A 25,586-nucleotide genomic window follows, 5' to 3' on the forward strand; every position below is an offset into this window, starting at 1 on the left:
CCTCAAGCGTCCCAGAGGGCTCCCAACGACATCAGGTCGCCCTGGTACTCGATGCGGTCGGCCCACTCCGTCGGCCAGGCGTCCGAGCCGTGGTAGGCGCCCGCGAAGGCGCCCGTCAGGCAGGCGATGGAGTCGGAGTCGCCGGAGGTGCAGGCCGCGCGGCGCAGCGCGGTGACGGGTTCGTCGACCAGGAGCAGGAAGCACAACAGGCCGGTGGCGAGCGCCTCCTCGGCGATCCAGCCCCCACCGGTGGCCAGGCACGGGTCGGTCTCGGGCGAGACGGTGCGCACGGCGTGCCGGAGGTCGTCCAGGGCGCCCAGGCACTCGTCCCAGCCGCGGGAGATGAACTGCTCCGGCGTGGGGTCCTCGCTGTAGGTCCACAGGTCGCCGAGCCAGCGGGAGTGGTAGCGATGACGGTTCTCGTACGCGTACGACCGCAGCCGGCCGACGAGTCCCATCGGCTCGGCGCCCTGGGTGAGGAGCCAGATCGCGTGTGCCGTGAGGTCTGCCGCGGCGAGCGCCGTGGGGTGTCCGTGGGTGAGCGCGGCCTGGAACTGGGCGGCGCCCGCGCGCTGTTCGTCGCTGAGCCCGCGTACCAGCCCCACGGGCGCCACGCGCATGTTGGCGCCGCAGCCCTTGGAACCGATCTGGCTGGCCTCCTGCCAGCGGCGCTTCTCGTTCTTGAGGAGGTTGCAGGCGACGAGGCAGGTGCGGCCGGGCGCACGGTTGTTGTCGGGCGACTGGTACCAGTTCACGAACTCCTCGCGCACCGGCCGCTCCATCCGCAGCGGGCCGAGCAGGCCGCGGTCCGTGGCCGTGCGCAGCCCCCGCGCCAGCGCCAGCGTCATCTGTGTGTCGTCGGTGACCTTCGCGGGCCTGGGCAGCTTCATCTGCCGCCAGGGCCCGCACTTGGCGAGGATCGCCGGGACGGAGTTGAACTCGGTCGGGAACCCGAGCGCGTCGCCCAGCGCGAGTCCGATCAGGGAACCGGTGGCGGCGCGCTTCGCGAGCGTCGTGGTGGTCATGAGGGCCGTCCTTCCGAAGTGGGACGCAGCAGGGGTGGGTGCAGGGCTTTGGCACCGCCCGCCCGGTAGAGCGCGGCGGGCTTGCCCCGGCCTCCGGTGAGGCGCGCGGCACCGGGGATCCGTTCGACGAAGCCCGGCGTGGCGAGGACCTTGCGCCGGAAGTTGGGCCGGTCGAGGGCGGTGCCCCACACGGTCTCGTAGACCTGCTGCAGCTCTCCGAGGGTGAACTCGGGCGGGCAGAAGGACGTGGCGAGACAGGTGTACTCGAGCTTGGCGCCGACGCGTTCGTGGGCGTCGGCGAGGATCCGGTCGTGGTCGAAGGCGAGCGGACCGAGCGCGTTGTACCGCAGCCACTGGGCCTGCGCCGCGTCACCGCCGCCGCGCGGCTCGGGAGGGTCCGGGAGCAGCGCGGCGTAGGCGACGGAGACGACCCGCATCCTGGGGTCGCGGTCGGGTTCCGTGTACGTCCGCAGCTGTTCCAGATGGAGTCCGGAGACGTCCGACAGGCCGGTCTCCTCGGCGAGTTCGCGCCGGGCCGCGGTCTCCGCTGACTCGTGCGGCAGCACGAAGCCGCCGGGCAGTGCCCAGCGGCCCGCGTAGGGCTCCTGCCCCCGCTCGACGAGCAGCGCTTGAAGCACTCCCCCGCGAACCGTCAGAACGGCCAGGTCGACGGTGACGGCGAAAGGCTCGAACGCGTACTTGTCGTAGCCCTCCGGTGCCTTGCCGCCGGGCGCGCGGCCTTCCCGTGCGAGCACGCCCACCCACCCCCTATTAATAGTCAGATCGACTAATAGTCATTACGACTATAAAGAGGTGAGCGGGCGTCTACAAGCCCCCGGGCGTGGGGAATTAACGGTTTTTCAAGCACCGTTCGCGAAAATTGTCAGCCCCTGAGGCCGGGGCGGCGGAAGGTGTCAGCCCTGAGCACGGGCGCGGGAAACATCCGGCTTCCGAGCCCCGGCGCGGGGAGCATCCGGGCTCTGGGCCCGGGCGCGCGCCGGTGCGAACGCCGCCACCACCGCGCCCACCGCAGCGACTCCCGCCGATACCCACAGCGCGGGTCCGCAGCCGTCGACGAAGGACTCCGCCGAGCCGTAGCCCCCGTACCGCGTGAACACGGCCGCGGCGACGGCGACTCCGAAGACCCCGCCCAGCTCGCGCAGCGCGTTGTTGACGCCGGCCGCGACGCCCGCGTCCCCGAGCGGCACCGACGAGGTCACGGCGTTCGCGACGGTCGGGAAGACCATGGAGATGCCGATGCCCGCGACGATGAGCGGCACGACCAGGCTTCCGTAGCCGACGCCTGGCTCCACCTGCCAGGCCAGCAGCCCGAGGCCCACCGCCTGCAGGACGAGGCCCGTCAGCATGAAGGGCCGGTTCCCGAACCGGTCGGCGAGCGCGCCCGCGAGCGGCGCGACGACCAGCGGCATGCCGGTCCACACCAGGATCCGGACGCCCGCCTGCAACGGGGAGTTGCCCAGACCGAGTTGGAAGAGCTGCGTGATCATGAAGAGGGAGCCGAGCAGTGACATGAAGGTCAAGAACGCCACCCCGTTGGCGGTGGCGAAGCCGCGCCTCCTGAAGTGCGCGAGCGGCAGCATCGGGTAGCGCGCCCGCGACCGCTCCCAGCCGAGGAAGGCCGCCAGGAAGACGACGCCGACGGCCAGCGCGCCCAGGACCTCGACGCTCCCCCAACCCGCCTCCGGGGCGCGCACCGGCGCCCAGGCGAGACCGGTCAGGCCCACGGCCGCCAACAGCAGCCCCACGACGTCGAGTTGGGGACGGGGGCCGTGGCTCTCGCGGAGCTTGAGGGCGGCAAGCGGCAGCATCGCGAGCCCCGTCGGCACGTTCAGCCAGAAGATCCACTGCCAGGACAGGCCCTCGGTGACAGCGCCGCCGAGTACCGGCCCCGCGGCCACGCCGAGCCCGGTCACCCCGCCCCACACGCCGATCGCTACGCCCCGCTTCTCGGCCGGGAACGCCTCGCTGATCAGGGTCAGTGTGAGCGGCAGCAGCACGGCCGCTCCGGCGCCCTGGACCACCCGCGCGGCGATGAGCTGCCCCGGGCCTCCCGCGAGCGCGGCCAGGGCCGAGGCCAGCGTGAAGACCGCGAGCCCGACGACGTACATGCGCCGCCGCCCGAAGCGGTCCCCGAGCGCCGCTCCGGTCAGGGTGAGGCAGGCGAAGACGAGGTTGTACGCGTTGATCGTCCACTCCAGGTCGGACAGGCTCGCCCCGAAGTCGGCCCGCAGCGCGGGCAGCGCCGTGGCGACGACGACCACGTCGAGGGAGCAGAGCAGTGCCCCGAGTCCGGCCAGTACGACGGTCCAGGCGCGGTGCGGCGGCGCGGCACCGGCAGCCGGTGCGCGGACCGGGGCACGCAAAGTGTCAGCCATGACGGTTCCTTCCATGAGGTCAAGGGATCACTCACGGAAGGCAGACCGGGCCCGGTCCGGAAAGGAATCGCGGCGCCTCGGGAAGCCGCCCCAGGAAGGCGAGCAGCCGGTCACGGGGCGGGGCGGACGGCGACACGGCGACCGGCTGCGCGAAGCGCACGCCGCGATCCTCGTCCGCGACCACGCACCGCGCCACGGGCAGCAGTTCGACGGCGAGCGCGGACGGAATCGGCCGCGCCTGTCCGCAGGCCTGGGACACGTCCCACCCGTGCACGGCGATCTCCACGGCACCCACGGCCGTCATCACCCGGGCGTCCAGCGGCCGGTCACCCACCACCACGGCCTCCGGGTGCCCCGCGGCCCACGCGCCGAGCACGGCGCAGGCCCGCCTGCGGAAGCCGCAGACGGGGTCGGAGTCCGCTTCCAGGAAGAGCCCTCGCGGGAAAGGCCCTTCGGGAAAGAGCCCGATGGGCCTGCCCGTGAGTCCCTCGTACAGGGCGTCCAGCGAGTCGTCGAGGTGCCCGAGCAGCTCCCCCAGGTCCCACTCCGCGCAGGGTGTGACCCGCTCCAGACTCCCGGGTACGACGGCGGAAACGCTCCCCAGGGCGTAGGCGAGCGAACGCTCCAGCAGCTCCCCGGGGTTCACGACAGCACCGCCGGCATCCCGAAGCGTGCGAAGAGCCCCGGGTCCAGGAAGACGGTGATGCGCGCGATCGCCGGTTCCTCGGGCGCTCGCCCGACCGCCCCTTCGACCGCTCGCCCGACGGTGAGCACCTGCAGGGAGTGGGCCCTGAAGACGCCGTCGCCGCCGCGTTGGTACATGGCCGCGGTCGGCTGCCCGTTCGCGCGCGTGGGAAGCATCCGCAGCCCTCCCTTGACGTGTGCCCGTGTCTCCAGGAACCGCAGCACGTCCTTCTTGCCGCTGAACCACTCCACGTAGGGAGGCATTTCCAGTTCGACACCGTCCTGGAGGAGGCCCAGAAGCGCGTCCATGTCGGCGCGTTCGAAGGCCGCCATGTAGCGGTCGATCAGCTCGCGGTCCCCGGGGACGTCGGGCTCGGTCACCAGCTCCTCGTCGGGCGCCACCTCGTCGAGCCGGGCACGCGCGCGTTGGAGGCTGCTTTTGACGGCCGCCGTGGAGGTGCCGAGCAGGGCGGCGACCTCGGGTGCCCGCCATGCCAGCACGTCCCGCAGGATGAGCACGGCCCGCTGCCGCGCCGGCAGGTTCTGCAGCGCGGCGACGAGCGCGAGCCGCAGACTCCCCCGTGCCGCCACCACCCTCGCCGGGTCGACGAGCGCGTCGGGCAGCGGCTGCAGCCACGGCACGTCCGTAGCAGGGGCCCCCAGAGGCTCCTCAGGCCCGTCCGAGGGCCCGCCGAGCCCAGAGGGCAGCGGACGGCGCACACGGCCCTCCAGAGCCGTCAGACACGTATTCGTGGCGATCCGGTGCAGCCAGGTGCGCAGCGACGCCCGGCCCTCGTACCCCTCGTACGACCGCCAGGCCCGCAGATACGTCTCCTGGACGAGGTCCTCGGCGTCGTCGACCGACCCGAGCATGCGGTAGCAGTGGGCGAGCAGCTCCCGCCGGTACGGATCGGTCAGCCTTACGAATTCGTCGCGGTCCGTCGTCGTGGTCATCCCCGCTCCCTTCGCACACCGGCACGCGCCGGGGGATCGTCCACCGGCACACAGCGGTGGATCGTTCACCGGTACAGACCGGCGGAGCGGCGAAAACGAATCGGCCGGTCCCGGAGAAGTTCCGGGACCGGCCGTCGTATGGATGTGCTCTGCGAGCTCCAGAGCCCGACTGGATGTGCTCTACGAGTTCTAGAGCCCGACCTCGGCCATGAGCATGCCGACCTCGGTGTTCGACAGGCGGCGCAGCCAGCCCGACTTCTGGTCGCCCAGGGTGATCGGGCCGAAGGCGACGCGCACGAGCTTGTCGACCGGGAAGCCGGCCTCGGCGAGCATGCGGCGCACAATGTGCTTGCGGCCCTCGTGGAGGGTCACCTCGACGAGGTAGTTCTTGCCGGTCTGCTCGACGACGCGGAAGTGGTCCGCCTTCGCGTAACCGTCCTCCAGCTGGATGCCGTCCTTGAGCCGCTTGCCCAGGTCACGCGGGATCGGGCCCACGATGTGCGCGAGGTAGACCTTCTTCACGCCGTACTTGGGGTGGGTCAGGCGGTGGGCCAGCTCACCGTGGTTGGTGAGCAGGATGACGCCCTCGGTCTCGGTGTCGAGCCGGCCGACGTGGAAGAGCCGCGTCTCGCGGTTCGTCACATAGTCGCCGAGGCACTGACGGCCCTCGTTGTCCTCCATGGTCGAGACGACACCGGCGGGCTTGTTCAGCGAGAAGAACTGGTACGACTGCGTCGCGACCGTCAGCCCGTCGACCTTGATCTCGTCCTTCTCCGGGTCGACGCGCAGACCCTGCTCCAGGACGATCTCGCCGTTGACCTCGACCCGGGCCTGTTCGACCAGCTCCTCGCAGGCGCGCCGGGAACCGTAGCCCGCGCGCGCGAGCACCTTCTGCAGGCGCTCGCCCTCCTGCTCGGCGCCCGGGAAGGTCTTGGGCAGCTTGATGTCCTTCTTGCCCGCGTACCGATCCCGGTTGCGCTCCTCGGCCCGCGTCTCGTACTCGCGGGAGCGCGCGGGCTCCGTACGGCCGCCGCGCTGCTGGCCCTGCTTGGGTCCGCCCTTGGCGCCGCCGCGGGCCGCGTTGCCGCGCCCGGACTTCGGGCCGTCCTTGGAGGCGCCGGGGCCCACGTCGTAGCGGCGCTCCTCGGGGCGGGGCCTGCCCTCGCGCTTCGGCTTGTCGTCGCGCCCTGCTCCGCTCCTCGGCTGGGAGCCGCGCCCACCGGTCCCCCGGGCGCCGCCGCCCCCACTGGTCCCCCGGGGGTTGCCGCGCCCGCTGTTCCTGCCACTGCCACTGCTTCGCATCAAAGTTCCGTCGTCGTCGTGTCGTCTGCATCTGCATCCGGTGCATCCGGATCGAACGACGGGACCCCTTCCAGCGTCTCGGCCTCGATCGCGTCCGCCTCGGGGAGGAAGGGCGCGAGCTCCGGGAGCTCGTCCAGACCGCGCAGGCCCATTCGCTCCAGGAAGTAGTTCGTCGTCGTGTACAGGATCGCACCTGTTTCGGGTTCCGTGCCCGCCTCCTCGACCAGACCGCGCTGCAACAGGGTGCGCATCACACCGTCACAGTTCACTCCGCGGACCGCCGAGACCCTCGAACGGCTGACCGGCTGGCGGTACGCGACGACCGCGAGGGTCTCCAGAGCCGCCTGCGTGAGCCGGGCCTGCTGCCCGTCCAGGACGAAGCGTTCGACGGCCGCCGCGTACTCGGGCCGGGTGTAGAACCGCCACCCACCCGCGATGAGCCGCAGCTCGAAGCCGCGGGCCTGCACGGTGTACTCGTCGGCAAGCTCGCGCAGCGCGTCCGCGATCTGCCGCCGCGGCCGCTCCAGGATCTTGGCGAGGTGCTCCTCGGTCGCGGGTTCGTCCACGACCATGAGGACGGCTTCCAGGGCGGGCTTGAGATCGAGGTCGGCGACGGTGCGCAGCCCTGCCGGGATCTCGGTGGTGTCCTCGCTCACGCCTTCTCCTTCTTGGCGTCGTCCTTGAATTCCTCCGGCGGCCGGTCGAACTCGTCCGTGACGGTCGGCTGCTCGTCCCCGTCCCCGCCCGTCCAGCGCACCATCAGGTCCCCGAGGGCCTCCTCCTGGTCGAGCACGACGGCCTTCTCCCGGTAGAGCTCCAGAAGCGCCAGGAACCGCGCCACGACCGTGAGGGTGTCGTCGGTGTCCTCCACGAGCGCGCGGAAACTGGCCTCCCCGAGCTCCCGCAGCCGCGCCACCACGATCCCGGCCTGCTCCTGCACGCTGACCAGCGGCGCGTGGATGTGGTCGACGTACACCTGCGGCTTGGGCTTGGGCTGCATCGCCTTCACGGCGAGCTTCGCGAACCCCTCAGCCCCGATGCTGATGACCACCTCGGGAAGCAGCTCGGCGTGATGGGCTTCGAGCCCGACGGTACGGGGGTAGCGGCGGGCCTCTTCTGCCAGCCGCGCGTTGAAGATGTCCGCGATCTGCTTGTACGCGCGGTACTGCAGCAGCCGCGCGAACAGCAGGTCCCGCGCCTCCAGCAGCGCGAGGTCGGCCTCGTCCTCGACCTCGGCGGAGGGCAGCAGCCGAGCGGCCTTGAGGTCGAGCAGCGTGGCCGCGACGACGAGAAACTCGGTCGTCTGGTCGAGATCCCAGTCCGGCCCCATGGCCCTGATGTGCGCCATGAACTCGTCGGTCACCTTCGACAACGCGACTTCGGTCACATCGAGCTTGTGCTTCGAGATCAACTGAAGCAGCAGATCAAAGGGCCCCTCAAAGTTCGAGAGCCGCACTTTGAAGACACCGTCACCCGGCTCGGCGGAAGCTTCGGGCTCGGGCTGGGGCTCGGGCTCGGGGACGGCGACGGCATCGGGCTCGGCGACGGCTTCGGCAGCGGGCGGTTCCTCGGCCACTCCGCCGGCGTCGTGGGCAGTCGTCCCGCTGGGCGGGACGGGTGGGCACGACGCCCCACGATCTGCAGCCGAAGAATCCGTCTCGACCAGAGAAGCGCTGTCCGCCGCAGGCGGCTCGGGCTCCGCGGCAGGCGGAGCAGCCTCAGGCTCCGCCTCCGCAGGGGGCAAGACCTCAGCCGGAGGCTCAGCCAGGGGCGCAGCCCCAGGCCCCCGCCCGAGCGCACGCCGACGCCCGGCGGAGCCGGAAGCGGAGACAGGGGCGTCGTTCGAGGTCATAGCCGTCGCAGGCTACCGCTACCGCCCACGCAGCCGTCGTACGAGGATGCTCGCGTCCCCCCGGGACTCAAGATCCGCGAGCACCACGGCAACCGCCTCGCGGACGATCCGCCCACGGTCGACCGCGAGCCCGTGCTCCCCGCGGAGCACCAGCCGGGCGTGCTCGAGATCCATGAGCTCCTCGGCGGACACATACACCGTGATCTTCTCGTCGTGCCGCTCCCGCCCACTGGGTCGACGGTTGGCGGCACGCCCCCGCTTGCCGCGGGAGGACTGCCCGGCGGGGGCAGAACCTTCCTGCGCCGCCGGACGACGCCCGGAGCGCTCCGGAGCCGCACCCCGGCTGCGGGACTCTCCCGCGTCGGACTCGGCGTCGGCAGCGACGTGTTCGTCGCCCTCGCCGTCACCGCCCTGGACGGGCACCGACTGGGGCGCGTCCTCCCCGGCGGCCGCCGCGTCGCTCTCGCCCGCGGGAGCCGGCACCCGGGCCTCGCCGTTGGTCCGGCGTGAGGGCGTGGACGCCTGGAGCGCCATTCCCCCGGTGGTACGGAACAGTTCGTCGGCCCCCGGCAGACTCACTCGGCGTGACACCGGGCGAGCACCTCCCTGGCGAGCTGGCGATAGGCGGCGGCACCGACGGAGTTGGAGGCGTACGTGGTGATCGGCTCACCGGCGACGGTGGTCTCCGGGAAGCGGACGGTCCGGCCGATCACCGTGTGGTAGACGTGATCGTCGAAGGCCTCGACCACGCGCGCGAGCACCTCACGGCTGTGCACCGTGCGGGAGTCGTACATCGTGGCGAGGATGCCGTCGAGCTCCAGCTCGGGGTTGAGCCGCTCCTGGACCTTCTCGATGGTCTCGGTGAGCAGCGCGACACCACGCAGCGCGAAGAACTCGCACTCGAGCGGCACGATCACCTTGTGAGCCGCCGTCAGGGCGTTGACGGTGAGCAGGCCGAGCGAGGGCTGACAGTCGATCACGATGTAGTCGTAGTCGGCCATCAGCGGCTTCAGGGCGCGCTGCAGCGTGGACTCGCGGGCGACCTCGCTCACCAACTGCACTTCGGCGGCGGACAGGTCGATGTTGCTGGGCAGCAGGTCCATGTTCGGGACCGCCGTCTTCAGGAGTACGTCGTCGGCCGCCATGCCCCGCTCCATGAGCAGGTTGTAGACGGTGAGGTCGAGCTCCATGGGGTTGACGCCGAGACCCACGGACAGCGCGCCCTGCGGGTCGAAGTCGACGAGCAGGACCCGGCGTCCGTATTCCGCGAGCGCGGCACCCAGGTTGATGGTCGACGTGGTCTTGCCGACGCCGCCCTTCTGGTTGCACATCGCGATGATCTTCGCGGGGCCGTGGTCGGTCAGCGGGCCCGGGATCGGGAAGTACGGCAGCGGGCGCCCCGTCGGGCCGATGCGCTCACGGCGCTGACGGGCAGCGTCGGGCGCGAGCGTGGCCGCGTACTCCGGATCGGGCTCGTATTCGGCGTCGGGGTCGTAGAAGTGCCCCTCGGGCAGTTCGTCGTAGTCGGCGAAGTGGGTGTGGTTCTCGCCACTTCCGTTGCCGGCCATGGCGTTCACGTGATGGCCATCCATGCTCTGGTGTGCTGTCTGAGTCATCCGGGGACTCTTTTGGGCTGCGAAGGTTCGGACAGCGACGGAGCCGACAGCCTCGAGCCCCGTGGGGCTCTGGCCCCGCGCCGGCATTCCTGGTTGACCACCCCCGGGAGAAAATGTCGACTCATTCACAAGTCGTCTTACCTCCTTGGTGACCAGGAAACTTCTAGATAGGTCAGCGTGGCACCATGCCGACGGTTGGCGACTCTATGGCGTGTCACCGGTCCGCAGCAACACAATCCGCCGGACCCGACCCGATGTGTCGGCAACCGAACACCCCTCTGTCAAGGGCGTAAGGGCGTCGCACGGTAGGTTTCACCGGTGTGCGAATCGGTTGAAGAGTTACGTTCGTGGCGAGTTGAACGAGTGTCGCAAAGTGACCCGACACACATCCGGCCGGACCTTGTCGAGCAAGGTCCGGCCGGGTGCGCTGGGTTGACGACCTGTATTGACGTATCGCCTTTTACCCGTTGATGACTTAACCGAGCAGGGTCTCCAGCTCGACGTGCTCCAGGCCGTGCGCCTCGGCGACCTCGCGGTAAACCACTTGGCCGTCATGGGTGTTGAGACCCTTGGCGAGCGCGGGGTCACGGCGCAGCGCCTCGACCCAGCCGTTGTTGGCCAGCGACACGATGTAGGGCAGCGTGGCGTTGGTGAGGGCGTTGGTGGAGGTGTTCGGCACAGCGCCCGGCATGTTGGCGACGCAGTAGAAGACCGAGTTGTGGACCATGAAGGTCGGCTCGGCGTGCGTGGTGGGACGCGAGTCCTCGAAGCAGCCGCCCTGGTCGATCGCGATGTCGACAAGGACACTTCCCGGCTTCATGCGGGACACGAGCTCGTTGGTGACCAGCTTCGGGGCCTTGGCACCCGGGATGAGGACGGCGCCGATGACGAGGTCGGCGTCGAGGACGGCCTTCTCCAGCTCGAAGGAGTTGGACATGACGGCCTTGATCTTCGTGCCGAAGATCTTGTCGGCCTCACGCAGCTTGTTGATGTCGCGGTCGAGCAGCGTCACGTCGAAGCCCATACCGATGGCGATCTGCGCGGCGTTCCAGCCGGAGACGCCACCGCCGATGACGACGGCCTTCGCCGGGACCACGCCCGGGACACCACCCGGCAGGACGCCCCGGCCGCCGGCCGCGCGCATCAGGTGGTACGCGCCGACCTGCGGGGCCAGACGGCCCGCGACCTCGGACATCGGGGCGAGCAGCGGCAGCGCGCGGTTCGGCAGCTCGACCGTCTCGTAGGCGATCGCCGTGGTGCCGGACTCGATCAGCGCGTCCGTGCACTCCTTGGAGGCGGCCAGGTGCAGGTAGGTGAAGAGCGTCTGGTCCTTGCGGAGGCGGTGGTACTCCTCCGCGATGGGCTCCTTGACCTTCAGCAGCAGGTCGGCCGTGGCCCAGACCTCGTCGGCGGTGGGAAGGATCTGCGCACCGGCGGAAACGAACTCGTCGTCCGTGATCGAGGAGCCGACGCCGGCGTTCTGCTCGATGAAGACCTGGTGGCCGCCTCGCACCAGCTCGTGCACGCCGGCAGGGGTGATGGCCACCCGGAACTCGTTGTTCTTGACCTCGCGGGGGATACCGACCTTCACGTCGATCACGGTCCTTGGCTCAGGGGATGTGGTGCATTACAAGACATACCCACATGTGCGGGGGCACATCGGGAGACACCGCAGGAGAAGGTGCGGCAGAGCCAGTTTAATGAAGGTGTTCTCTCTGTCTAGCCTTTCATTGCATCAATCTTCCGCGGATGTACTGCGGATTTCGCAGGCGTTAGCGCCTTGTTCCCTGGCCGAAGCAGTCTCCGGGAGCTCATCACCCAGCATTCGCTCGGCCGCGCTGCGGTGCAGCCGGGCGGCCGCGGGGTCGCCGAGCCGGTCCAGGGTGTCGGCCAGCCTGAGCTGCAGCGCGGCCTGCAGCCGTACGTCGTCGGCGCGGCGCGCCCACTCGACCGCCTCCTGGCAGGTGCGCAGCGACTCCTCGGGCCGCCCCGCGTACTCCTGGACCCGCGCCAGCTCGCTCAACGCCCGGGCCTGGGCGGCCACATCACCGTTCTTGCGGTGACCGCTGACGGCGGCGCGCCAGTTGCGCAGCGCCTCGCCGTAGCGGCCCGCGTAGGTGTGCGCCGTGGCGATCCGGCCGTACAGCCGGGCCGCGTCCACGCGCTCGTCGCGGGCGAGGCGCTGGGCGAGCGCTCTTCCGTACCAGTCGGCGGCCCGGTCGTAGTCCCCCAGCTCCTGGTGGGCGCCGCCTACGGATTCCATCGCGCGGCCGGTCGCATACGGGTCATTCGCTTCGCGCCCGGCGTCCAGGGCGGCCCGGTAGCGGACCAGCGCCTCGGTCGTACGGCCGGTCTGCGCGTCCAGGTCGGCGAGGTTCAGCAGGGCCGCGGCCTTCTCGCGCGGCAGGTTCCGTCGCTCGGCGACGTCCAGGACGAGCCGGTGGATGCCGTACAGCTCGGGCGCCGCCGCCCGCGTACCGACGTGCGCGACCATCGCCCTCACCAGCGCGGCCATGAGGCGGCGGGCCAGCGTGTCCAGCTCTCCGTCGGCGACCGCGAGCCGGGCGGAGGCCAGCAGCGCGGGCTGCCGGATGCGCAGCCAGTCGGCGGCGGCCCGGGGATTGGGGAAACGCAGGGCGCGAGGCATTCCGGCGAGCTTCTCGCGGGCGGGCGAACTGTCGGTCTCGGTGATCGCGCGGCAGGACACCAGCAGCCGTACGGTCCGCTCGAGCATCCGGGCGCGGGCCAGCTGCAGCTCGGCCGGGCGGTCGTGAGTCTCGGCGAGCGCGCGCAGCAGCGGCTGCAGACAGCCGGGCACCTCGTACTGGGGCAGCGGCGACTCGACCGCCCTGACCAGGCCGAGCGCGGCGAAGTCGTCCAGTGCGGTGCGGGCGGCGCCCACCGAGCAGCCGGCCAGCGCGGACGCGGTGTGCGGGTCGACGAGGCCGGCGGGGGCCAGCGAGAGCAGTCGCAGTATCCGCGCGGCGGTGCTCGGCAGTGAGGCGTAGCTGAGCCGGAAGACGCGGGCCAGCGGGGTGCCCTCCTCACCGTCGCTGCGCAGATTCTTGGCGAGGTCGGCGACGGCCGACTGCGGGCGGGCCGCGAGCCAGCCGCCCGCGAGCACCAGGGCGGCGGGCTGGCCCGCGCACAGTTCCACCAGGCCCTCGGCGGCGAGCGGGTCGACGGTGATGCGCACCGAGCCGGTGAAGCGGTCGAGGAGTTCCAGGGCGGACTTGGTGTCCAGACCGCCCAGGGTGCAGGGGCGGACATCCGCGATGCCGGTGAGCGGTCCGCCGGAGACGGCGACGACCAGGCATTCCGGGGTGTCGGGCAGCAGCGCGTCGACCTGCTCGGCGTCGGCCGCGTCGTCGAGCAGGAGCAGTACGCGACGGGTGGCGAGGGCCTCGCGCACCGCCTCGCTCAGGTCGTCGGCGGCGGCCCCGGGCGGTGTGGGCCGCTCCAGGGCGCAGAGGAGCTCCCGAGCGGTGCGTTCGGTGGGCACCCGGGTGCCGTCGGGCTCGGTGAGCCGGGCGCGCAGCACACCGTCGGGGTAACTCTCGGCGACCTGCCGTACGAGCTCCTCGGCGAGCGCGGTGCGGCCCGAGCCGGGCTTGCCCGCGATGAGCAGCACGCGCGCGCGTGGCGCCTTCCTGCCGGAGAGGGTGTCCAGGCCCGCGCGCTCGATGTCGGCCCGGAGTTCCTTCAACTCTCTTGTACGGCCGAGGAACTGACCCTCCGTAGGAGCGGACCCGGCAGCCGGGCGCTGCCCCTTGGACGACACCTTCGTGCCGCCGTTGTCCACCGCCTGATCCGCCACGGGCCACACTCCCGTCCCACTGCACGCTGGGGCCCGCCGGGACTCCGGTTCGGGCGTTTCCAGAGCCTAGTTCACGCTCTGCGACGATCCGGGAGGAGCGCGGCGGACACGTCCCCCGATCGGATCAGGCGATCGTAGGACTGATGGCGTCGCGGTGCGTCAGAGGTGCGTCAGACCTCGAAGGGCCGCGCGGGCCACGGCGCCTCCGCCTGGCGCAGCGCGTCGAGGCCGTCGCCGTGCCGCGCGGCGACCAGGGAAAGGACACCGACGACGAGGCAGTTGTTGTGCAGGTCACCAGCGAGCACGCCCCGTACGAGCTCGTCGACGGAGACCCGGGCCAGCTCCATGTCGGCCTCTTCGTCCTCGACCTCGAAGCGCTGCCCCTCGGCTTCGGAGAGGTCGCGGGCGAGGAAGATGCGCACGGCCTCGTCGCAGCCGCCGGGCGTCGTGTAGACGTCGGTGAGCACGCGCCAGTCCTCGGCCTTGACGTGCGCCTCTTCGTAGAGCTCGCGCTGGGCGGCGTGCAGCGGGTTCTCGCCCGGGATGTCGAGCAGGCCCGCGGGGATCTCCCAGAGCTTGTGTCGTACGGGGTGGCGGTACTGGCGGATGACCAGCACACGGCCCTCGTCGTCGAGGGCGAGGACGGCCACGGAGCCGGGGTGGACCTGGTAGTCGCGGCGGGCGACCGATCCGTCGGGCATGACCACGTCGTCGGTGCGCACCGAGGTCTTGTTGCCCTTGAAGGGGGTCTCGGTCGCCCGGACCTCCCACTCCTCGGCGGTGTCCTTGAGCGTCATGGCCTGTCCTTCCCACACGTACAACAGAAGCCGGTCACGGCCGAAAGAAATCGGCCACAGCGGGGCTGCAACGGAAACCGGGGCGCGCACCTCGAAAGACGCGCACCCCGGCCACCGTACAACCCTTGTGTTACTTGCCCGTCTTGCGCTCCACCGCGGCCTTGACCAGGCCGGCGAAGAGCGGGTGCGGGCGGGTCGGGCGGGAGCGCAGCTCGGGGTGCGCCTGGGTCGCGACCAGGTAGGGGTGGACGTCACGCGGGTACTCGACGTACTCGACGAGCTTGCCGTCCGGGGAGGTGCCGGAGAACTGCAGAGCGGCCTTCTTCTCCAGTTCGGCACGGTAGGCGTTGTTCACCTCGTAGCGGTGACGGTGGCGCTCCTCGACGTACTCCTTGCCGTCGTACACCTCGCGCACGATCGAACCGTCGGCGAGCTTGGCCGGATACATACCAAGGCGCATCGTGCCGCCCATGTCGCCCTCGCCCGCCACGATGTCGAGCTGCTCGGCCATGGTGGAGATGACCGGGTGGGCGGTGGCGGAGTCGAACTCGGTGGAGTTGGCGTCCGGGATATCGGCCAGGTTGCGCGCGGCCTCGATCACGATGCACTGCAGGCCGAGACAGAGTCCGAGCAGCGGGATCTTGTTCTCGCGGGCGTACTGGATCGCGCCGACCTTGCCGGAGACGCCGCGGTCGCCGAAGCCGCCGGGGATGCAGATCGCGTCGACGTCGCCCAGCTGCCCCGCGGCACCCGCCGGGGTCTTGCAGTCGTCCGAGGTGACCCACTTGATCTTCACGCGGGCCTTGTTGGCGAAGCCGCCGGCGCGCAGGGCCTCGGTCACGGACAGGTAGGCGTCGGGCAGGTCGATGTACTTGCCGACGAGCGCCAGGTTGATCTCGTGGATCGGGTTGTGGACGCGGTCGAGCAGGTCGTCCCAGGTCGTCCAGTCCACGTCACGGAAGGGCAGGTCCAGCTTGCGCACGACGTACGCGTCGAGACCCTCGGTGTGCAGGACCTTCGGGATGTCGTAGATCGACTTGGCGTCGATGGCCGCGACCACGGCCGCCTCGTCGACGTCGCACATCAGCGAGATCTTGCGCTTGATCGCCGTGGGCACCTCGCGGTCGGCGCGCAGCACGATCGCGTCCGGCTGAATACCGATGTTGCGCAGCGCCGCAACCGAGTGCTGCGTCGGCTTCGTCTTCAGCTCCCCGGACGGGCCGATGTACGGGAGGAGCGAGATGTGCACGACGAACACGTTGTCGCGGCCGACCTCGTGACGGACCTGGCGGACCGTCTCCAGGAACGGCAGGGACTCGATGTCGCCGACCGTGCCGCCGACCTCGGTGATGACGACGTCGACGTCGTCGGTGGCCATGCGGCGGATGCGGTGCTTGATCTCGTTGGTGATGTGCGGGATGACCTGCACGGTGTCGCCCAGGTACTCGCCGCGCCGCTCCTTGGCGATGACCGTCGAGTACACCTGGCCGGTGGTGACATTGGCCGAGCCGTCCAGGTCCACGTCGAGGAAGCGCTCGTAGTGACCGATGTCCAGGTCGGTCTCGGCGCCGTCGTTGGTGACGAACACCTCACCGTGCTGGAACGGGTTCATGGTGCCCGGGTCGACGTTCAGGTAGGGGTCGAGCTTCTGCATCGTGACCCGCAGACCCCGCGCCTTGAGCAGCGCGCCCAGGCTGGAGGCGGTCAGGCCCTTGCCGAGGGAGGAGGCGACACCCCCGGTGACGAAGATGTGCTTGGTCGTCGTGGCTGTGCTGTTTCGAAAAGCAGCGGGCGGCATGGCCAAGAGGGGGCTCCCGTGGTCGCGGTCTGGGTGCGTACCGGCGTGGTGTCCGGAGATTTCCGGAGGCGCCGTCGCTGCGGTTCGGGGGTTTCTTGCCCACCGGTCCACGGGCTACCAGGGTATCAGCGACGGGACGAGACCGCTTCCGGCCACGCTCCGCACACACGTCGGCACAGACCCCACACGGCGCTCACTCGATCGGCCCCCCCGGGTTGCCGGGAGCGGCACGCGGATCTTCCACGTGCGTCGTATCCTGCTCGGACACTCGCTGCCGAGCCCGGCCGGCACACGGCACCATCCCCGCCCGTACCCCGGAACAACGAGAGCTCGTCAGTTCGTTTCGAAACGACAATCGCAACGACAATCGAACCGACAATTGACGTTTCGCAGCGACACATGACCATCGTTCCGCACAACTGACGTTCCCCATCAACCGACGTTCCGCATTAACAACGTTCCCTGACCGCAGAGCGACCGCCCCTCGGGGGGCGACGTGGCCGTTCGACTGGAGATGCACGTGGCCGGGCGCATCGAGGACTACGCACTCATCGGAGACATGCAGACAGCTGCGCTGGTCTGCCGGGACGGCACAGTCGACTGGCTGTGCCTGCCCCGCTTCGACTCGCATGCCATCTTCGCGGGACTGCTCGGCACGGAGGAACACGGATTCTGGCGGCTCGGTCCCGCGCACGCGACCGACGCCGAACCGCCGACGGCGGCGCGCCGCAGGTACCGCGGGGACTCGCTGATCCTCGAATCCGAGTGGGACACACCGCGCGGCACGGTCCGAGTGACCGATTTCATGCCCCCGCGTGACGGCGCCCCGCAGCTGATCCGGATCGTCGAGGGCGTCACGGGCCGGGTGCCGATGCGCTCGGCTCTGCGGATGCGTTTCAGTTACGGCCGAGTGGTGCCCTGGGTGCACAAGCACGAGGGGCGGACGGTCGCCGTCGCCGGGCCCGACTCGGTGTGGTTCGACACCGCCTGCGAGACCTACGGCAAGGCGCTGACCACGTACGCGGACTTCACGGTCGCGCCGGGTGACCGGATCGCGTTCACCATCTCGTGGGAACCGTCACACAAGGAGCCGCCCGCGCTGCCCGAGCCGGAGCAGTCCCTGGAGGCCACCGAGGACTTCTGGCGCGAGTGGGTCGAGCAGTGCACGTACCACGGCCCCTACCGCGAGGCCGTCGTCCGCTCGCTGATCACGCTGAAGGCCCTGACGTACGCGCCCACGGGCGGCATCGTCGCCGCCCCGACGACCTCGCTCCCGGAGGAGATCGGCGGTGTACGCAACTGGGACTACCGCTACACGTGGCTGCGCGACGCCGCGATCACCCTCTCCTCGCTGCTGCGCACCGGCTACCGCGAGGAGGCCCGCGCCTGGCGCGAATGGCTGCTGCGCGCCGTCGCCGGCGACCCGGAGAACCTGCAGATCATGTACGGCATCGCGGGCGAACGGGAGTTGGGCGAGGCGGAGCTCGACTGGCTTCCCGGGTACGAGAATTCGGGGCCTGTACGGGTGGGGAACGGCGCCGCGCACCAGCTTCAGCTGGACGTCTACGGCGAGGTCACCGAGGCCCTGCACCTGGCCCACATGACGGGCCTGTCGCGCAACGACTACGCCTCGCTCCTCCAGTTGAAGCTGATCCGCTACCTGGAGAACCACTGGGACCAGCCGGACGAGGGCATCTGGGAAGTCCGCGGCCCGCGCCGCCACTTCGTGCACTCCAAGGTGATGGCCTGGGTCGCCGTCGACCGCACCATCAAGCTCATCGAGTCCGGTGACGCGGACGGCCCGCTGGAGAAATGGCGCGAACTGCGCGACGACATCCACCGTGACGTGTGCGAGAAGGGCTACGACAAGGAGCGCAACACGTTCACGCAGTCGTACGGCTCCAGGGAGCTGGACGCCTCGCTGCTCCTCATCCCGCAGATGGGCTTCCTGCCCCCGGACGACAAGCGGGTGATCGGCACCATTGAGGCGATCCAGCGCGAGCTGTCCACCCCGGACGGCTTCATCCTGCGCTACCCGACCATCGGCGAGGAGGCGGGCGTGGACGGTCTGGAGGGCGACGAGGGCGCCTTCCTGGCGTGCTCGTTCTGGATGGCGGACGACCTCGCGATGATCGGCCGTGTGGACGAGGCCCGCAAACTCTTCGAGAGGCTGCTGGCACTCAGGAACGACCTCGGTCTGCTCGCCGAGGAGTGGGACCCGCGCCTGCAGCGACAGGTCGGGAACTTCCCGCAGGCGTTCAGCCACGTGCCCTTGATCGACACGGCACTGAGGCTGACAGCGAGCGGCGCGTACGGCGGCTGATGCCGAGCAAGTAGTGCAACCGCGCCCCGTGAGGGGCGCGGGGAACTGCGCGAACCAGCCACGGCCGGCTGCACAGCTCCGAACGGCGCCCGCCCAGGAGAACGCCTACGCTGAAAACAGCTCCTGTCCCCTGCTGAAAGGGGGCGGCTGCCATGGCTCCCCTTTCGAAGGCGCACGCGGCGCTTGCCGCGCTCCGCGCGGATTTGGTCGGCGACGTCTTCGCCCCGGACGACCAGGGGTACGACGAGGCCCGGACGGTCTTCAACGCGATGATCGACCGGCGCCCCGCCGTGATCGCGCAGTGCGAGAGCGAGGCCGATGTGGTCCGTTCGGTGCACTTCGCGCGCGACCTGGACCTGAAGATCGCGGTGCGCGGCGGCGGCCACAGTGTCTCGGGCATGTCGCTCAACGACAACGGCCTGGTCGTCGACTTGCGCCGGATGCACACGGTGACGGTCCATCCCGGTTCCGAGACGGTGCGGATCGAGGGCGGCGCCGTGATGAGCCACCTCGACCGCGCCACCCAGCCGTACGGCCTCGCGACCACCGGCGGCCGCGTGTCGACCACCGGCGTCGGCGGCTTCGTGCTCGGCGGTGGAAACGGCTGGCTCGACCGGACCTTCGGCCTCGCCGTCGACAACCTGCTCGGCATCGAACTGGTGACGGCCGACGGCTCGACGGTTCTGGCCACCGACCATGAGAACCCGGAACTGTTCTGGGCGCTGCACGGCGGCGGCGGGAACTTCGGCGTCGCGACCGCGCTGACCCTGAAGCTGCACCCGCTCCCCGAGCTCTCGATCGCCCTGCTGATGTACCAGCCGGACGCCGGCCCGGACGTGCTCCGCATCTACCGCGAGGTCATCGAGAACGGCGCGTCGGAGGTGAGCGGCGCGTTCATGTATACGACAGGGCCGCCCGAGGAGTTCGTCCCCGAGCACCTGGTCGGCAAACGGCTGATCGTCGCCCTCCTCACGTATGCGGGCAGCGAGGAGGACGTGCGCAAAACCGCCCAGCCACTGCTGGCACTGCCCCACGAGGCGGAGACCCTCACCGCCATCCCCTACGCCGACCTCCAGTGCATGCTCGACAACCCGCCCGGTATGCGGAACTACTGGTCGGCGGAGTTCCTGACGGGCCTTCCCGACGAAGTCGTGGACGTCTTCTGCGCCCTCGGCCGGTCCGTGCCCGTGCCCACGGGAACCCAGCACATGCTGTTCCCCCAGGGCGGCGCGATCGCCTCGGGCCCGGCCCGGTTCCCGGTGCCCTTCCGGGACGCGCTCTGGGGTGTGCACCCCTTCGGGATCTGGGAGGACCAGGCCGACGACGAGCGGTGCGTCCAGTGGGTCAAGAAGGTCCGCGAGGAGGTCCGGCCCTGGAGCACCGGCGCGGTCTACCTCAACTTCATCGGGGACGAAGGCGGCGACCGGGTCGTGGCCGGCCTCGGCGCGGAGAACCTCCGGCGCCTGTCCGCCGTGAAGGCCGAGTACGACCCGGACAACGTCTTCCGCTTCAACCACAACATCAGGCCCGCGTAAGCGTTTACGCAAGCGTATGAATAACCGCGCCCACGACGGCGATACCGGGAGCGGGGGAGGCAGCGGCGGCGTCTCCGGGAGCGGCCGCCACGCTCGCGGTCGTGGTCGCCGTAGCGGTCGCCGCGAGGGCCGCCGCGCCCTTCGGGAGGGAGCGCAGATACAGGAGGTCGCGCAATTTCGGCGCAGCGGCCGACGCATTGTTCGCGTGCATGCCGCCCGCCGTAGCCGGTCGGAGATGTCCCCGGAACGCGACCGCGGGTAGCGTCCGCTGCATGGACAGCCGTATGGACAGCCGTTACGACACCCAGGGCGCCGGAATCACCGTGCAGCGGGCGCTTGAGCTGCCCGGGCTGCGCAGTGGGCTGCCGGAGATCCTCGCGGGGGCCGACCGGCTGCAGCGCACCGTGCGCTGGGTGCACGCGGGCGAGGTCCCGAACATCGCCTCGCTGCTCAAGGGTGGCGAACTCCTGCTGACCACCGGCTACGGCCTCGGCACCCGCCCGGCCGATCAGCGCGCCTTCGTCCGCACCCTGGCCGAGCGCGGCATCGCGGCGCTGGTCGTGGAGCTCGGGCCGCGCTTCACCCGGCTGCCGGCGGCCCTCGTGGAGACGGCACGCAGCGCCGGCCTCCCGCTGGTCCAGCTGCACCGCGAGGTGCCCTTCGTGACGGTCACGGAGGAGATCCACACCGAGATCGTCAACGGCCACTACGCGCTGCTCCAGCAGGCCGAAGAGGTGCACCGACGATGCACCGAAGCGCTCCTCGGCGGCGGCGGAATCCCCCAAGTCCTCGGCATCCTCGCGGACTTCAGCGGCAACCCTGTCTTCCTGGAGACGGCGGACGGCCAGCTCCTGTACGCCGCCGGGGCCGGCTCCGCGGGCGCCGATCCGCTCCAGGTGTGGGACGGGCTGCGCGGCCAGCACAAGGAGCAGCCGCCCGCCGGAACGACCCTCGTGGACGTGCCCGGCGGCGGCCCCGGCACGGGCTCGGTACGGGCCCGGCTGGTCCTCCTGCCCGTCAGCTCCCCCGTCGCGCCGGTGCACCGGATCGCCGCCGAGCGGGCCGCGGGCATCCTGGCCGTCGTCCTGATGCAGGCCCGCCAGGAGGAGGAGCTCGCGGCGCGGGGGCGCGGCGACTTCCTCACCGACCTCGCGGAGGGCCGCATCGAGGCCGAGGACGCGCCCGCTCAGGCCCGCGTGCTCGGCTTCAAGCCCGGCAACAGCCCGCTCCTGCCGGTCGTGATGCGGCTCGCCGACGGCCTGTCCCCCGGCGGCGGCTGGGCGGTCCTGGCTCGGGCTGTCGCCGAAGAGCTGGCCTCCGTGGGAGTCCCGGTGCTTCTGGGCGTACGTCCGGTCGAGGGCCGTGTCCCGCTGCTCCTGGGCCTGCGCTCGGAGTCCGAACGCGCGGCCGTGGCGGACCGGGTCGCGGCGGCACTGCGGGCGGGCGTGGAGCGCGCCGGCATGCAGCGGCCCGGTGCGCAGCCGCCGGTGGTGGTGGTCGGGGTCGCGGGCGGCTGGGCGGCCGCGTCGGCGGGCCTGCGGCACGCGGCGGAGACGGCGACGGCGGCACAGGGCCTCTCGGACCGCCCGTGGTACGACGCACGCCGCCTGGACATCGACCTGCTCCTGTGGCGCCTTCGCGAGCACCCGGACCTGGCCGCCTTCGTGGACCGCGCGATCGGCCCCCTCCGCGACCACGACAACCGCTCCAAGCCGCCGCTGCTGCCCACCCTGGAGACGTACTTGGCCCACGCCGGCCGCAAGGCGGAGACCGCTCGCGAGCTGCACCTCAACCGGCAGACCCTCTACAACCGCCTGGCCCGGATCGGCGAGTTGCTGGGCACGGACCTGGACGACCCGCAGACGGTGCTGGCGTTGAGCCTGGCGCTGCGGGCGCGCCGACACGTTCCCTAGCCGAGACGTCCCCTAACCAAAGGGCCTGGGCTGGGTCAACTCGTCATAGACGCTGAGCACTTGGGCCACGGTCTCGTCCTCGGTGGGCCAAGTGGCGGCCTGTCGGGCACCCTTCGCCTTGAGGAGCTCCCGGCGACCGGGGTCGTCGAGGAGGCGGACGACGGCGTCGGCGAGCGCCTCCGCGTCCCCGTACGGGACGAGTTCGGCAGCGTCGCCGACCAGTTCGGGGATGCCGCCGACCGCCGTCGCGACGAGCGGCACGCGCGCGTGGAGGGCCTCTTGCGCGAGGACGGAGCGGGATTCCCAACTGCTCGGCAGCAGCGCGAGATCGGCGGCCGCGAGCAGCTCCGTGATGTCCTCGCGCCGGCCGATCAGCCGGACGGGCAGCCCTTCGTCCTCGATACGGCGCTGCAGAACCGTCCGCAGCGGCCCCTCCCCCGCGATCACGAGCAGCGGCAGGGGATCGAGGCGACGCCACGCGCGCGCGGCGTCCAGCAGGGTGTCGTAACCACGATGCCGGTCGAGCGAGCCGACGGCCATGAGCAACGGCCGGTCGGTGGCGCCGAGTTCGGCCCGCGCCTTGTGCCGCAACCGGTCGGGGTCGCCTTGCTCGACGGGCGTGCGCGGTGCGGGGAAGGCGACGGCGGCGAGCCGTGCGTCGCGCGCTCCCCTGCTGCGGGCACGGTCCACGAGGTCGGACGAGGTCCCCAGCACGACTGCCGCCGCTCTGGCCACCCTCCGCTCCAGGAGCCGCAGCAAGTGGGCCCGTGCCCCCTCCGCGTGCGAGCGCGTGTGCCAGGTGACGACGAGCGGCACGCGCCGCCCGCTGAGCGCGAGCGTGGCCCGCAGCGCCGCGTGCAGCCCGTGCGCGTGCACCAGGTCGGCGTCCGCGCAGGCCGTCCGCAGCGCGGCCACGGAGGCCGGGTCGCTGCTGCGCGGCACCGGAACGTGCTGCGCGCCCACGCCGGTGAACCCGTACGCGCGATCGGCCTCGACGGGTGCGCAGACGGTGACCCGCACACCCCGGGCGACGAGCCCCGAGGCCAGCGACCGCACATGCGCACTGCTGCCCGCGCTCCCGCCGCCGAGCACCTGCACGGTGCGCAGCGGCGACTGGCCGTGCGGTGAGTGGCTGCTCACGTGGCTCACGTGGCCGGGGCTCCTGGTTCGGCGTCGGACGGTCACGAAGAAACGTACAGAAGGATCGCGCAGAGGGGGGTGTACCGCACGTCGTGCTCCGCGTACTACGCCAAGGATGCCAGGCCGCACGGGTGTTCCGGGACGGCCGCCGAACGATGGTCGCGGGGAGTTGGGCAACACGCCTGGGGTAGTCACTCACACGAGTGAGAAGTGCGGGGGTTTTGGGTGGAGTTGGGGCGCTGGGGTGCTGGGAAGTTGCCGGGAGGCTTCGGGGGTGGGTCGCCGGGGGCGCCGGAAGGCGCTTGGGTGTGGGCGGCTGCGGGGCGCGCGCTTGCCGCCGCTCGGCGCGCCGGGGCGCGGGTCGCGAGCGTCCGACCTCTCGGCGGGCGTTAGTGTGCCGCGCTTTTAGAGCGGCCGTCCCAGAACGTCTTGAGCTTGATCGTCCGGATTGTTTCAGGGTGATGAGACGGAGGGAGGCCGGGCCGTCGTGGGCCGTCCGAGGTCGACCAACAACGACAGCCGACGGCAACTAACGGTAAGTCTCCCCCAGTTCGGAGACGGTCGCAGGTGTCCACCTCCGGAGCAGAGTTGAGGAACGACAGACGCCCGCTGTAGCGGGACCGCCTAGATCCAAACCGACCGGGCGCCTGCCACTGTCGCGATGACGACACCCGCGCCGGCGAGCCAGGCCGGACCACGGAGATCTTCCATCGCCTGTTCCCAGACGAGACGCTGCGCCCATTCGTAGCTGTACGCCAGGCGGCCCGTGTTGAAGGCGGGCTGACGGATGGCCGTCATGGCTGCCGAAGGGTCAGGGTAGGTCCCCGCAGGTGCTTGGATGATCTGGTCGATGGCTGTGAGGTCGGCTACGAGGCGTCGGTAGTCTCGCCGCAGGGAGACACCGCCCCAGATGACGGCCGCCAGCGGCAGAAGACCGCCACAGATGGTCATCAGGGTCAAGGTCAGTTTCATGGCCAGGCCCGGCTCCTCTGCTCGATGACGTGGCCGGCAGGGACAGCACGGCACGCTCACCCTGTGAAGATGCTGACATCCAGCCCTGACATCAACGCTGGCGGACGGGGGCAGACAGTGACGGTCCCCAGCGACTATGGTCACCGGCCGGTGCCCCTGGTCACCTGCGGAACCTTCACTGTTATGAGAACCCTAGGCATGCGCGGGTGTCACGCTCCCTAACAGCGCGCGCTGACACCCCCCTGACACCTGGCCCTGACACCCGCGCACGGTTCCCCCACGCTCCTGCAGACGGCAGCAGGCGGCAGACGTGGGCAGGTGCCGCCGGGCCTCCCCGCTCTCTGTGGTTCACCACGGCTTTTCAGGCGGGGCGGGAAGCCGGGCCCGCGATCCCGCCCCGCCTGAAAAGCCATCCCCAGCAAAACTTGAGAGTTAAGGGAAAATAGCGTCCGCAGCGTCCGCCGGGGATCGCTCGCCCCCCTCTGACCTGAACTTTTCCTGCGGACGCCAAACAGAATGTGTAGCGTCCGCCAGCGTCCGCAGTGTCCGTCCACCCTCCGCCACTAAGAGCGCGTTTCCGCAGGTCAACAGGGCTATGAGCATTGGGCCGGTTGCGGACGCTGCCCCCTCCAGAACAACGAAGGGACCACCCATCCGGCCGGGGTGGTCTCTTCGTTCCAGGGCCTGTCCGACGGGTCCCGTCACCGACCCCGCACCCGACAGCTTTTTCACCCGAATGGAGCAACATGACGTGCCACCCACATGGGTGAAGATCAAGCTGACTAGTGCCCCAACCGAGGCAATCCGTGAAAAGGGGAACCAAATGCGCATTCGACGAATCCTCGCCGCCGTCATCGCCACGGCAGCCCTCGCTGGACTCGGCCTCACAGGCGCCGTCACCGCCACCGCCGCCACCGCACAGGGTGCCCCTTCCTACGTCACCCCTTCTCAGTGCAAGCAGGGCGGCGGAACGCCCGCGATCAATGAGGCGGGCAACTACTGCAAGGGCGGTACGTACGACGGGGAGCAGATCGACTAAACCCCACAAGGCGCCCCGCAGCCACGCGCCGCGGGGCGCTCCCGCGCGAGCGTAGCCGGGAGAGTCGCAGGGACTGTGCCGACCCGTCGAACACGCTAGGTCCGAGTCGGCCCGGAAGCACGCGGCGGGCGGGAGCTCCCGAACGCCGTCGCGCGCGAGCGCAGCGAGCTGCGGCATGGCCGTAATCGGGGTCACCGTCAGCCACGGCGTGGAGCAGGCGGAGCCAAGGCAGGCGACTGCCGAGGAGGCATCACTGCTCGGCATTCAGAAGGCCGCGCTCGTCACGCACATCCGGCGGACGTACTACAGCGACCAGGGGCGGCCCGTGGAGACGGCGGACATCGTGGTGCCCGTCGCTCATTGCGAGATCGTCTATGAGATCCCGATCAACCGTTACTGACTTTTGCGGCGTGATGTCGTTGA

At 70.6% G+C, this 25,586-nt stretch carries 21 protein-coding genes and 1 pseudogene; 5 read left to right on the plus strand and 17 right to left on the minus strand.

Annotation, left to right across the window (positions count from 1 at the left end; all coding sequences use genetic code 11):
• Nucleotides 1–2 precede the first annotated feature (2 nt).
• The 14 genes from AB5J53_RS11630 to AB5J53_RS11695 all read right to left on the minus strand — a co-directional run bounded on the left by AB5J53_RS11630 (nt 3) and on the right by AB5J53_RS11695 (nt 16,241).
• Nucleotides 3–1,025 (minus strand): ADP-ribosylglycohydrolase family protein, encoded by a 1,023-nt coding sequence (locus tag AB5J53_RS11630; RefSeq protein ID WP_369245556.1) that lies wholly within the window; start codon nt 1,023–1,025, stop codon nt 3–5.
• Entirely contained in the window at nt 1,022–1,780 is a 759-nt protein-coding gene (locus AB5J53_RS11635) for an NUDIX domain-containing protein (RefSeq protein WP_369245557.1), read from the minus strand. Before AB5J53_RS11635 ends, AB5J53_RS11630 begins: the two co-directional genes overlap by 4 nt.
• 159 nt (nt 1,781–1,939) lie before the next feature.
• Nucleotides 1,940–3,421 carry a DHA2 family efflux MFS transporter permease subunit gene (locus tag AB5J53_RS11640; RefSeq protein ID WP_369245558.1) on the minus strand — a complete coding sequence of 494 codons (1,482 nt, stop codon included), beginning with the start codon at nt 3,419–3,421 and terminating at the stop codon, nt 1,940–1,942.
• 31 nt (nt 3,422–3,452) lie between these two features.
• Nucleotides 3,453–4,067 carry a TIGR03086 family metal-binding protein gene (locus tag AB5J53_RS11645; RefSeq protein WP_369245559.1) on the minus strand — a complete coding sequence of 205 codons (615 nt, stop codon included), beginning with the start codon at nt 4,065–4,067 and terminating at the stop codon, nt 3,453–3,455.
• The gene (locus AB5J53_RS11650) at nt 4,064–5,059 is read right to left on the minus strand and encodes a sigma-70 family RNA polymerase sigma factor (RefSeq protein ID WP_369245560.1); all 996 of its coding nucleotides are present in this window, start codon (nt 5,057–5,059) and stop codon (nt 4,064–4,066) included. The genes AB5J53_RS11645 and AB5J53_RS11650 overlap by 4 nt, the downstream gene beginning before the upstream one ends.
• A 189-nt stretch (nt 5,060–5,248) precedes the next feature.
• Entirely contained in the window at nt 5,249–6,361 is a 1,113-nt protein-coding gene (locus tag AB5J53_RS11655; RefSeq protein WP_369245561.1) for a pseudouridine synthase, read from the minus strand.
• A complete protein-coding gene (gene scpB, locus AB5J53_RS11660; protein ID WP_369245562.1) occupies nt 6,361–7,017 on the minus strand; it encodes an SMC-Scp complex subunit ScpB in 657 nt (218 codons plus the stop codon). Before scpB ends, AB5J53_RS11655 begins: the two co-directional genes overlap by 1 nt.
• The gene (locus tag AB5J53_RS11665; protein WP_369245563.1) at nt 7,014–8,213 is read right to left on the minus strand and encodes a ScpA family protein; all 1,200 of its coding nucleotides are present in this window, start codon (nt 8,211–8,213) and stop codon (nt 7,014–7,016) included. The genes scpB and AB5J53_RS11665 overlap by 4 nt, the downstream gene beginning before the upstream one ends.
• 18 nt (nt 8,214–8,231) lie before the next feature.
• Entirely contained in the window at nt 8,232–8,804 is a 573-nt protein-coding gene (locus AB5J53_RS11670) for a hypothetical protein (protein WP_369245564.1), read from the minus strand.
• Nucleotides 8,789–9,916 (minus strand): ParA family protein, encoded by a 1,128-nt coding sequence (locus tag AB5J53_RS11675; RefSeq protein WP_369245565.1) that lies wholly within the window; start codon nt 9,914–9,916, stop codon nt 8,789–8,791. Before AB5J53_RS11675 ends, AB5J53_RS11670 begins: the two co-directional genes overlap by 16 nt.
• 388 nt (nt 9,917–10,304) lie before the next feature.
• Complete coding sequence (gene ald, locus AB5J53_RS11680; protein WP_369245566.1) at nt 10,305–11,420, minus strand: alanine dehydrogenase; 1,116 nt, start codon at nt 11,418–11,420, stop codon at nt 10,305–10,307.
• 144 nt (nt 11,421–11,564) lie between these two features.
• Entirely contained in the window at nt 11,565–13,646 is a 2,082-nt protein-coding gene (locus AB5J53_RS11685; RefSeq protein ID WP_369245567.1) for a tetratricopeptide repeat protein, read from the minus strand.
• Nucleotides 13,647–13,816: 170 nt separating this feature from the next.
• On the minus strand, nt 13,817–14,443 hold the full coding sequence (locus AB5J53_RS11690) for an NUDIX domain-containing protein (RefSeq protein WP_369245568.1): 627 nt from the start codon (nt 14,441–14,443) through the stop codon (nt 13,817–13,819).
• 130 nt (nt 14,444–14,573) lie between these two features.
• Nucleotides 14,574–16,241 (minus strand): CTP synthase, encoded by a 1,668-nt coding sequence (locus AB5J53_RS11695; protein WP_369252171.1) that lies wholly within the window; start codon nt 16,239–16,241, stop codon nt 14,574–14,576.
• Nucleotides 16,242–16,755: 514 nt separating this feature from the next.
• On the opposite strand from AB5J53_RS11695, the gene AB5J53_RS11700 reads away from it, so the two are divergent.
• Together AB5J53_RS11700 and AB5J53_RS11705 are read left to right on the plus strand one after the other, a co-directional pair.
• Nucleotides 16,756–18,564, plus strand: a complete 1,809-nt coding sequence (locus AB5J53_RS11700) for a glycoside hydrolase family 15 protein (RefSeq protein ID WP_369252173.1) — start codon at nt 16,756–16,758, stop codon at nt 18,562–18,564.
• A gap of 152 nt (nt 18,565–18,716) precedes the next feature.
• Entirely contained in the window at nt 18,717–20,099 is a 1,383-nt protein-coding gene (locus AB5J53_RS11705; RefSeq protein ID WP_369245569.1) for an FAD-binding protein, read from the plus strand.
• A gap of 4 nt (nt 20,100–20,103) precedes the next feature.
• On the opposite strand, the gene AB5J53_RS11710 is transcribed toward AB5J53_RS11705, so the two are convergent.
• On the minus strand, nt 20,104–20,310 hold the full coding sequence (locus tag AB5J53_RS11710) for a hypothetical protein (RefSeq protein ID WP_369245570.1): 207 nt from the start codon (nt 20,308–20,310) through the stop codon (nt 20,104–20,106).
• A gap of 61 nt (nt 20,311–20,371) precedes the next feature.
• Here AB5J53_RS11710 and AB5J53_RS11715 point away from each other — a divergent pair, with 61 nt between their 5' ends.
• Nucleotides 20,372–22,012 (plus strand): PucR family transcriptional regulator, encoded by a 1,641-nt coding sequence (locus tag AB5J53_RS11715; protein ID WP_369245571.1) that lies wholly within the window; start codon nt 20,372–20,374, stop codon nt 22,010–22,012.
• 12 nt (nt 22,013–22,024) lie between these two features.
• Here AB5J53_RS11715 and AB5J53_RS11720 read toward each other — a convergent pair whose 3' ends face one another.
• Together AB5J53_RS11720 and AB5J53_RS11725 are read right to left on the minus strand one after the other, a co-directional pair.
• Complete coding sequence (locus tag AB5J53_RS11720) at nt 22,025–23,161, minus strand: glycosyltransferase family 4 protein (RefSeq protein WP_369245572.1); 1,137 nt, start codon at nt 23,159–23,161, stop codon at nt 22,025–22,027.
• Between the two features lie 615 nt (nt 23,162–23,776).
• The gene (locus tag AB5J53_RS11725; RefSeq protein ID WP_369245573.1) at nt 23,777–24,124 is read right to left on the minus strand and encodes a hypothetical protein; all 348 of its coding nucleotides are present in this window, start codon (nt 24,122–24,124) and stop codon (nt 23,777–23,779) included.
• An 823-nt stretch (nt 24,125–24,947) separates the two neighbouring features.
• On the opposite strand from AB5J53_RS11725, the gene AB5J53_RS11730 reads away from it, so the two are divergent.
• On the plus strand, nt 24,948–25,163 hold the full coding sequence (locus tag AB5J53_RS11730; RefSeq protein ID WP_369245574.1) for a hypothetical protein: 216 nt from the start codon (nt 24,948–24,950) through the stop codon (nt 25,161–25,163).
• 175 nt (nt 25,164–25,338) lie between these two features.
• A pseudogene (locus tag AB5J53_RS11735) lies at nt 25,339–25,563 on the plus strand (UTRA domain-containing protein); the annotation flags it as partial.
• Nucleotides 25,564–25,586 lie beyond the last annotated feature (23 nt).

The organism is Streptomyces sp. R41, assembly GCF_041053055.1.
GTDB lineage: Bacteria > Actinomycetota > Actinomycetes > Streptomycetales > Streptomycetaceae > Streptomyces.

Bases quoted from the DNA above. Each gene is read 5' to 3' on its own strand.
- AB5J53_RS11630 (WP_369245556.1), bottom strand. From the start codon at position 1,025: ATGACCACCACGACGCTCGCGAAGCGCGCCGCCACCGGTTCCCTGATC.
- AB5J53_RS11690 (WP_369245568.1), bottom strand. From the start codon at position 14,443: ATGACGCTCAAGGACACCGCCGAGGAGTGGGAGGTCCGGGCGACCGAG.
- AB5J53_RS11710 (WP_369245570.1), bottom strand. From the start codon at position 20,310: ATGCACGCGAACAATGCGTCGGCCGCTGCGCCGAAATTGCGCGACCTC.
- AB5J53_RS11715 (WP_369245571.1), top strand. From the start codon at position 20,372: ATGGACAGCCGTATGGACAGCCGTTACGACACCCAGGGCGCCGGAATC.
- AB5J53_RS11650 (WP_369245560.1), bottom strand. From the start codon at position 5,059: ATGACCACGACGACGGACCGCGACGAATTCGTAAGGCTGACCGATCCG.
- AB5J53_RS11675 (WP_369245565.1), bottom strand. From the start codon at position 9,916: ATGCCGGCGCGGGGCCAGAGCCCCACGGGGCTCGAGGCTGTCGGCTCC.
- AB5J53_RS11730 (WP_369245574.1), top strand. From the start codon at position 24,948: ATGCGCATTCGACGAATCCTCGCCGCCGTCATCGCCACGGCAGCCCTC.
- AB5J53_RS11655 (WP_369245561.1), bottom strand. From the start codon at position 6,361: ATGCGAAGCAGTGGCAGTGGCAGGAACAGCGGGCGCGGCAACCCCCGG.
- AB5J53_RS11725 (WP_369245573.1), bottom strand. From the start codon at position 24,124: ATGAAACTGACCTTGACCCTGATGACCATCTGTGGCGGTCTTCTGCCG.
- AB5J53_RS11665 (WP_369245563.1), bottom strand. From the start codon at position 8,213: ATGACCTCGAACGACGCCCCTGTCTCCGCTTCCGGCTCCGCCGGGCGT.
- AB5J53_RS11640 (WP_369245558.1), bottom strand. From the start codon at position 3,421: ATGGCTGACACTTTGCGTGCCCCGGTCCGCGCACCGGCTGCCGGTGCC.
- AB5J53_RS11700 (WP_369252173.1), top strand. From the start codon at position 16,756: ATGCACGTGGCCGGGCGCATCGAGGACTACGCACTCATCGGAGACATG.
- AB5J53_RS11695 (WP_369252171.1), bottom strand. From the start codon at position 16,241: ATGCCGCCCGCTGCTTTTCGAAACAGCACAGCCACGACGACCAAGCAC.
- AB5J53_RS11705 (WP_369245569.1), top strand. From the start codon at position 18,717: ATGGCTCCCCTTTCGAAGGCGCACGCGGCGCTTGCCGCGCTCCGCGCG.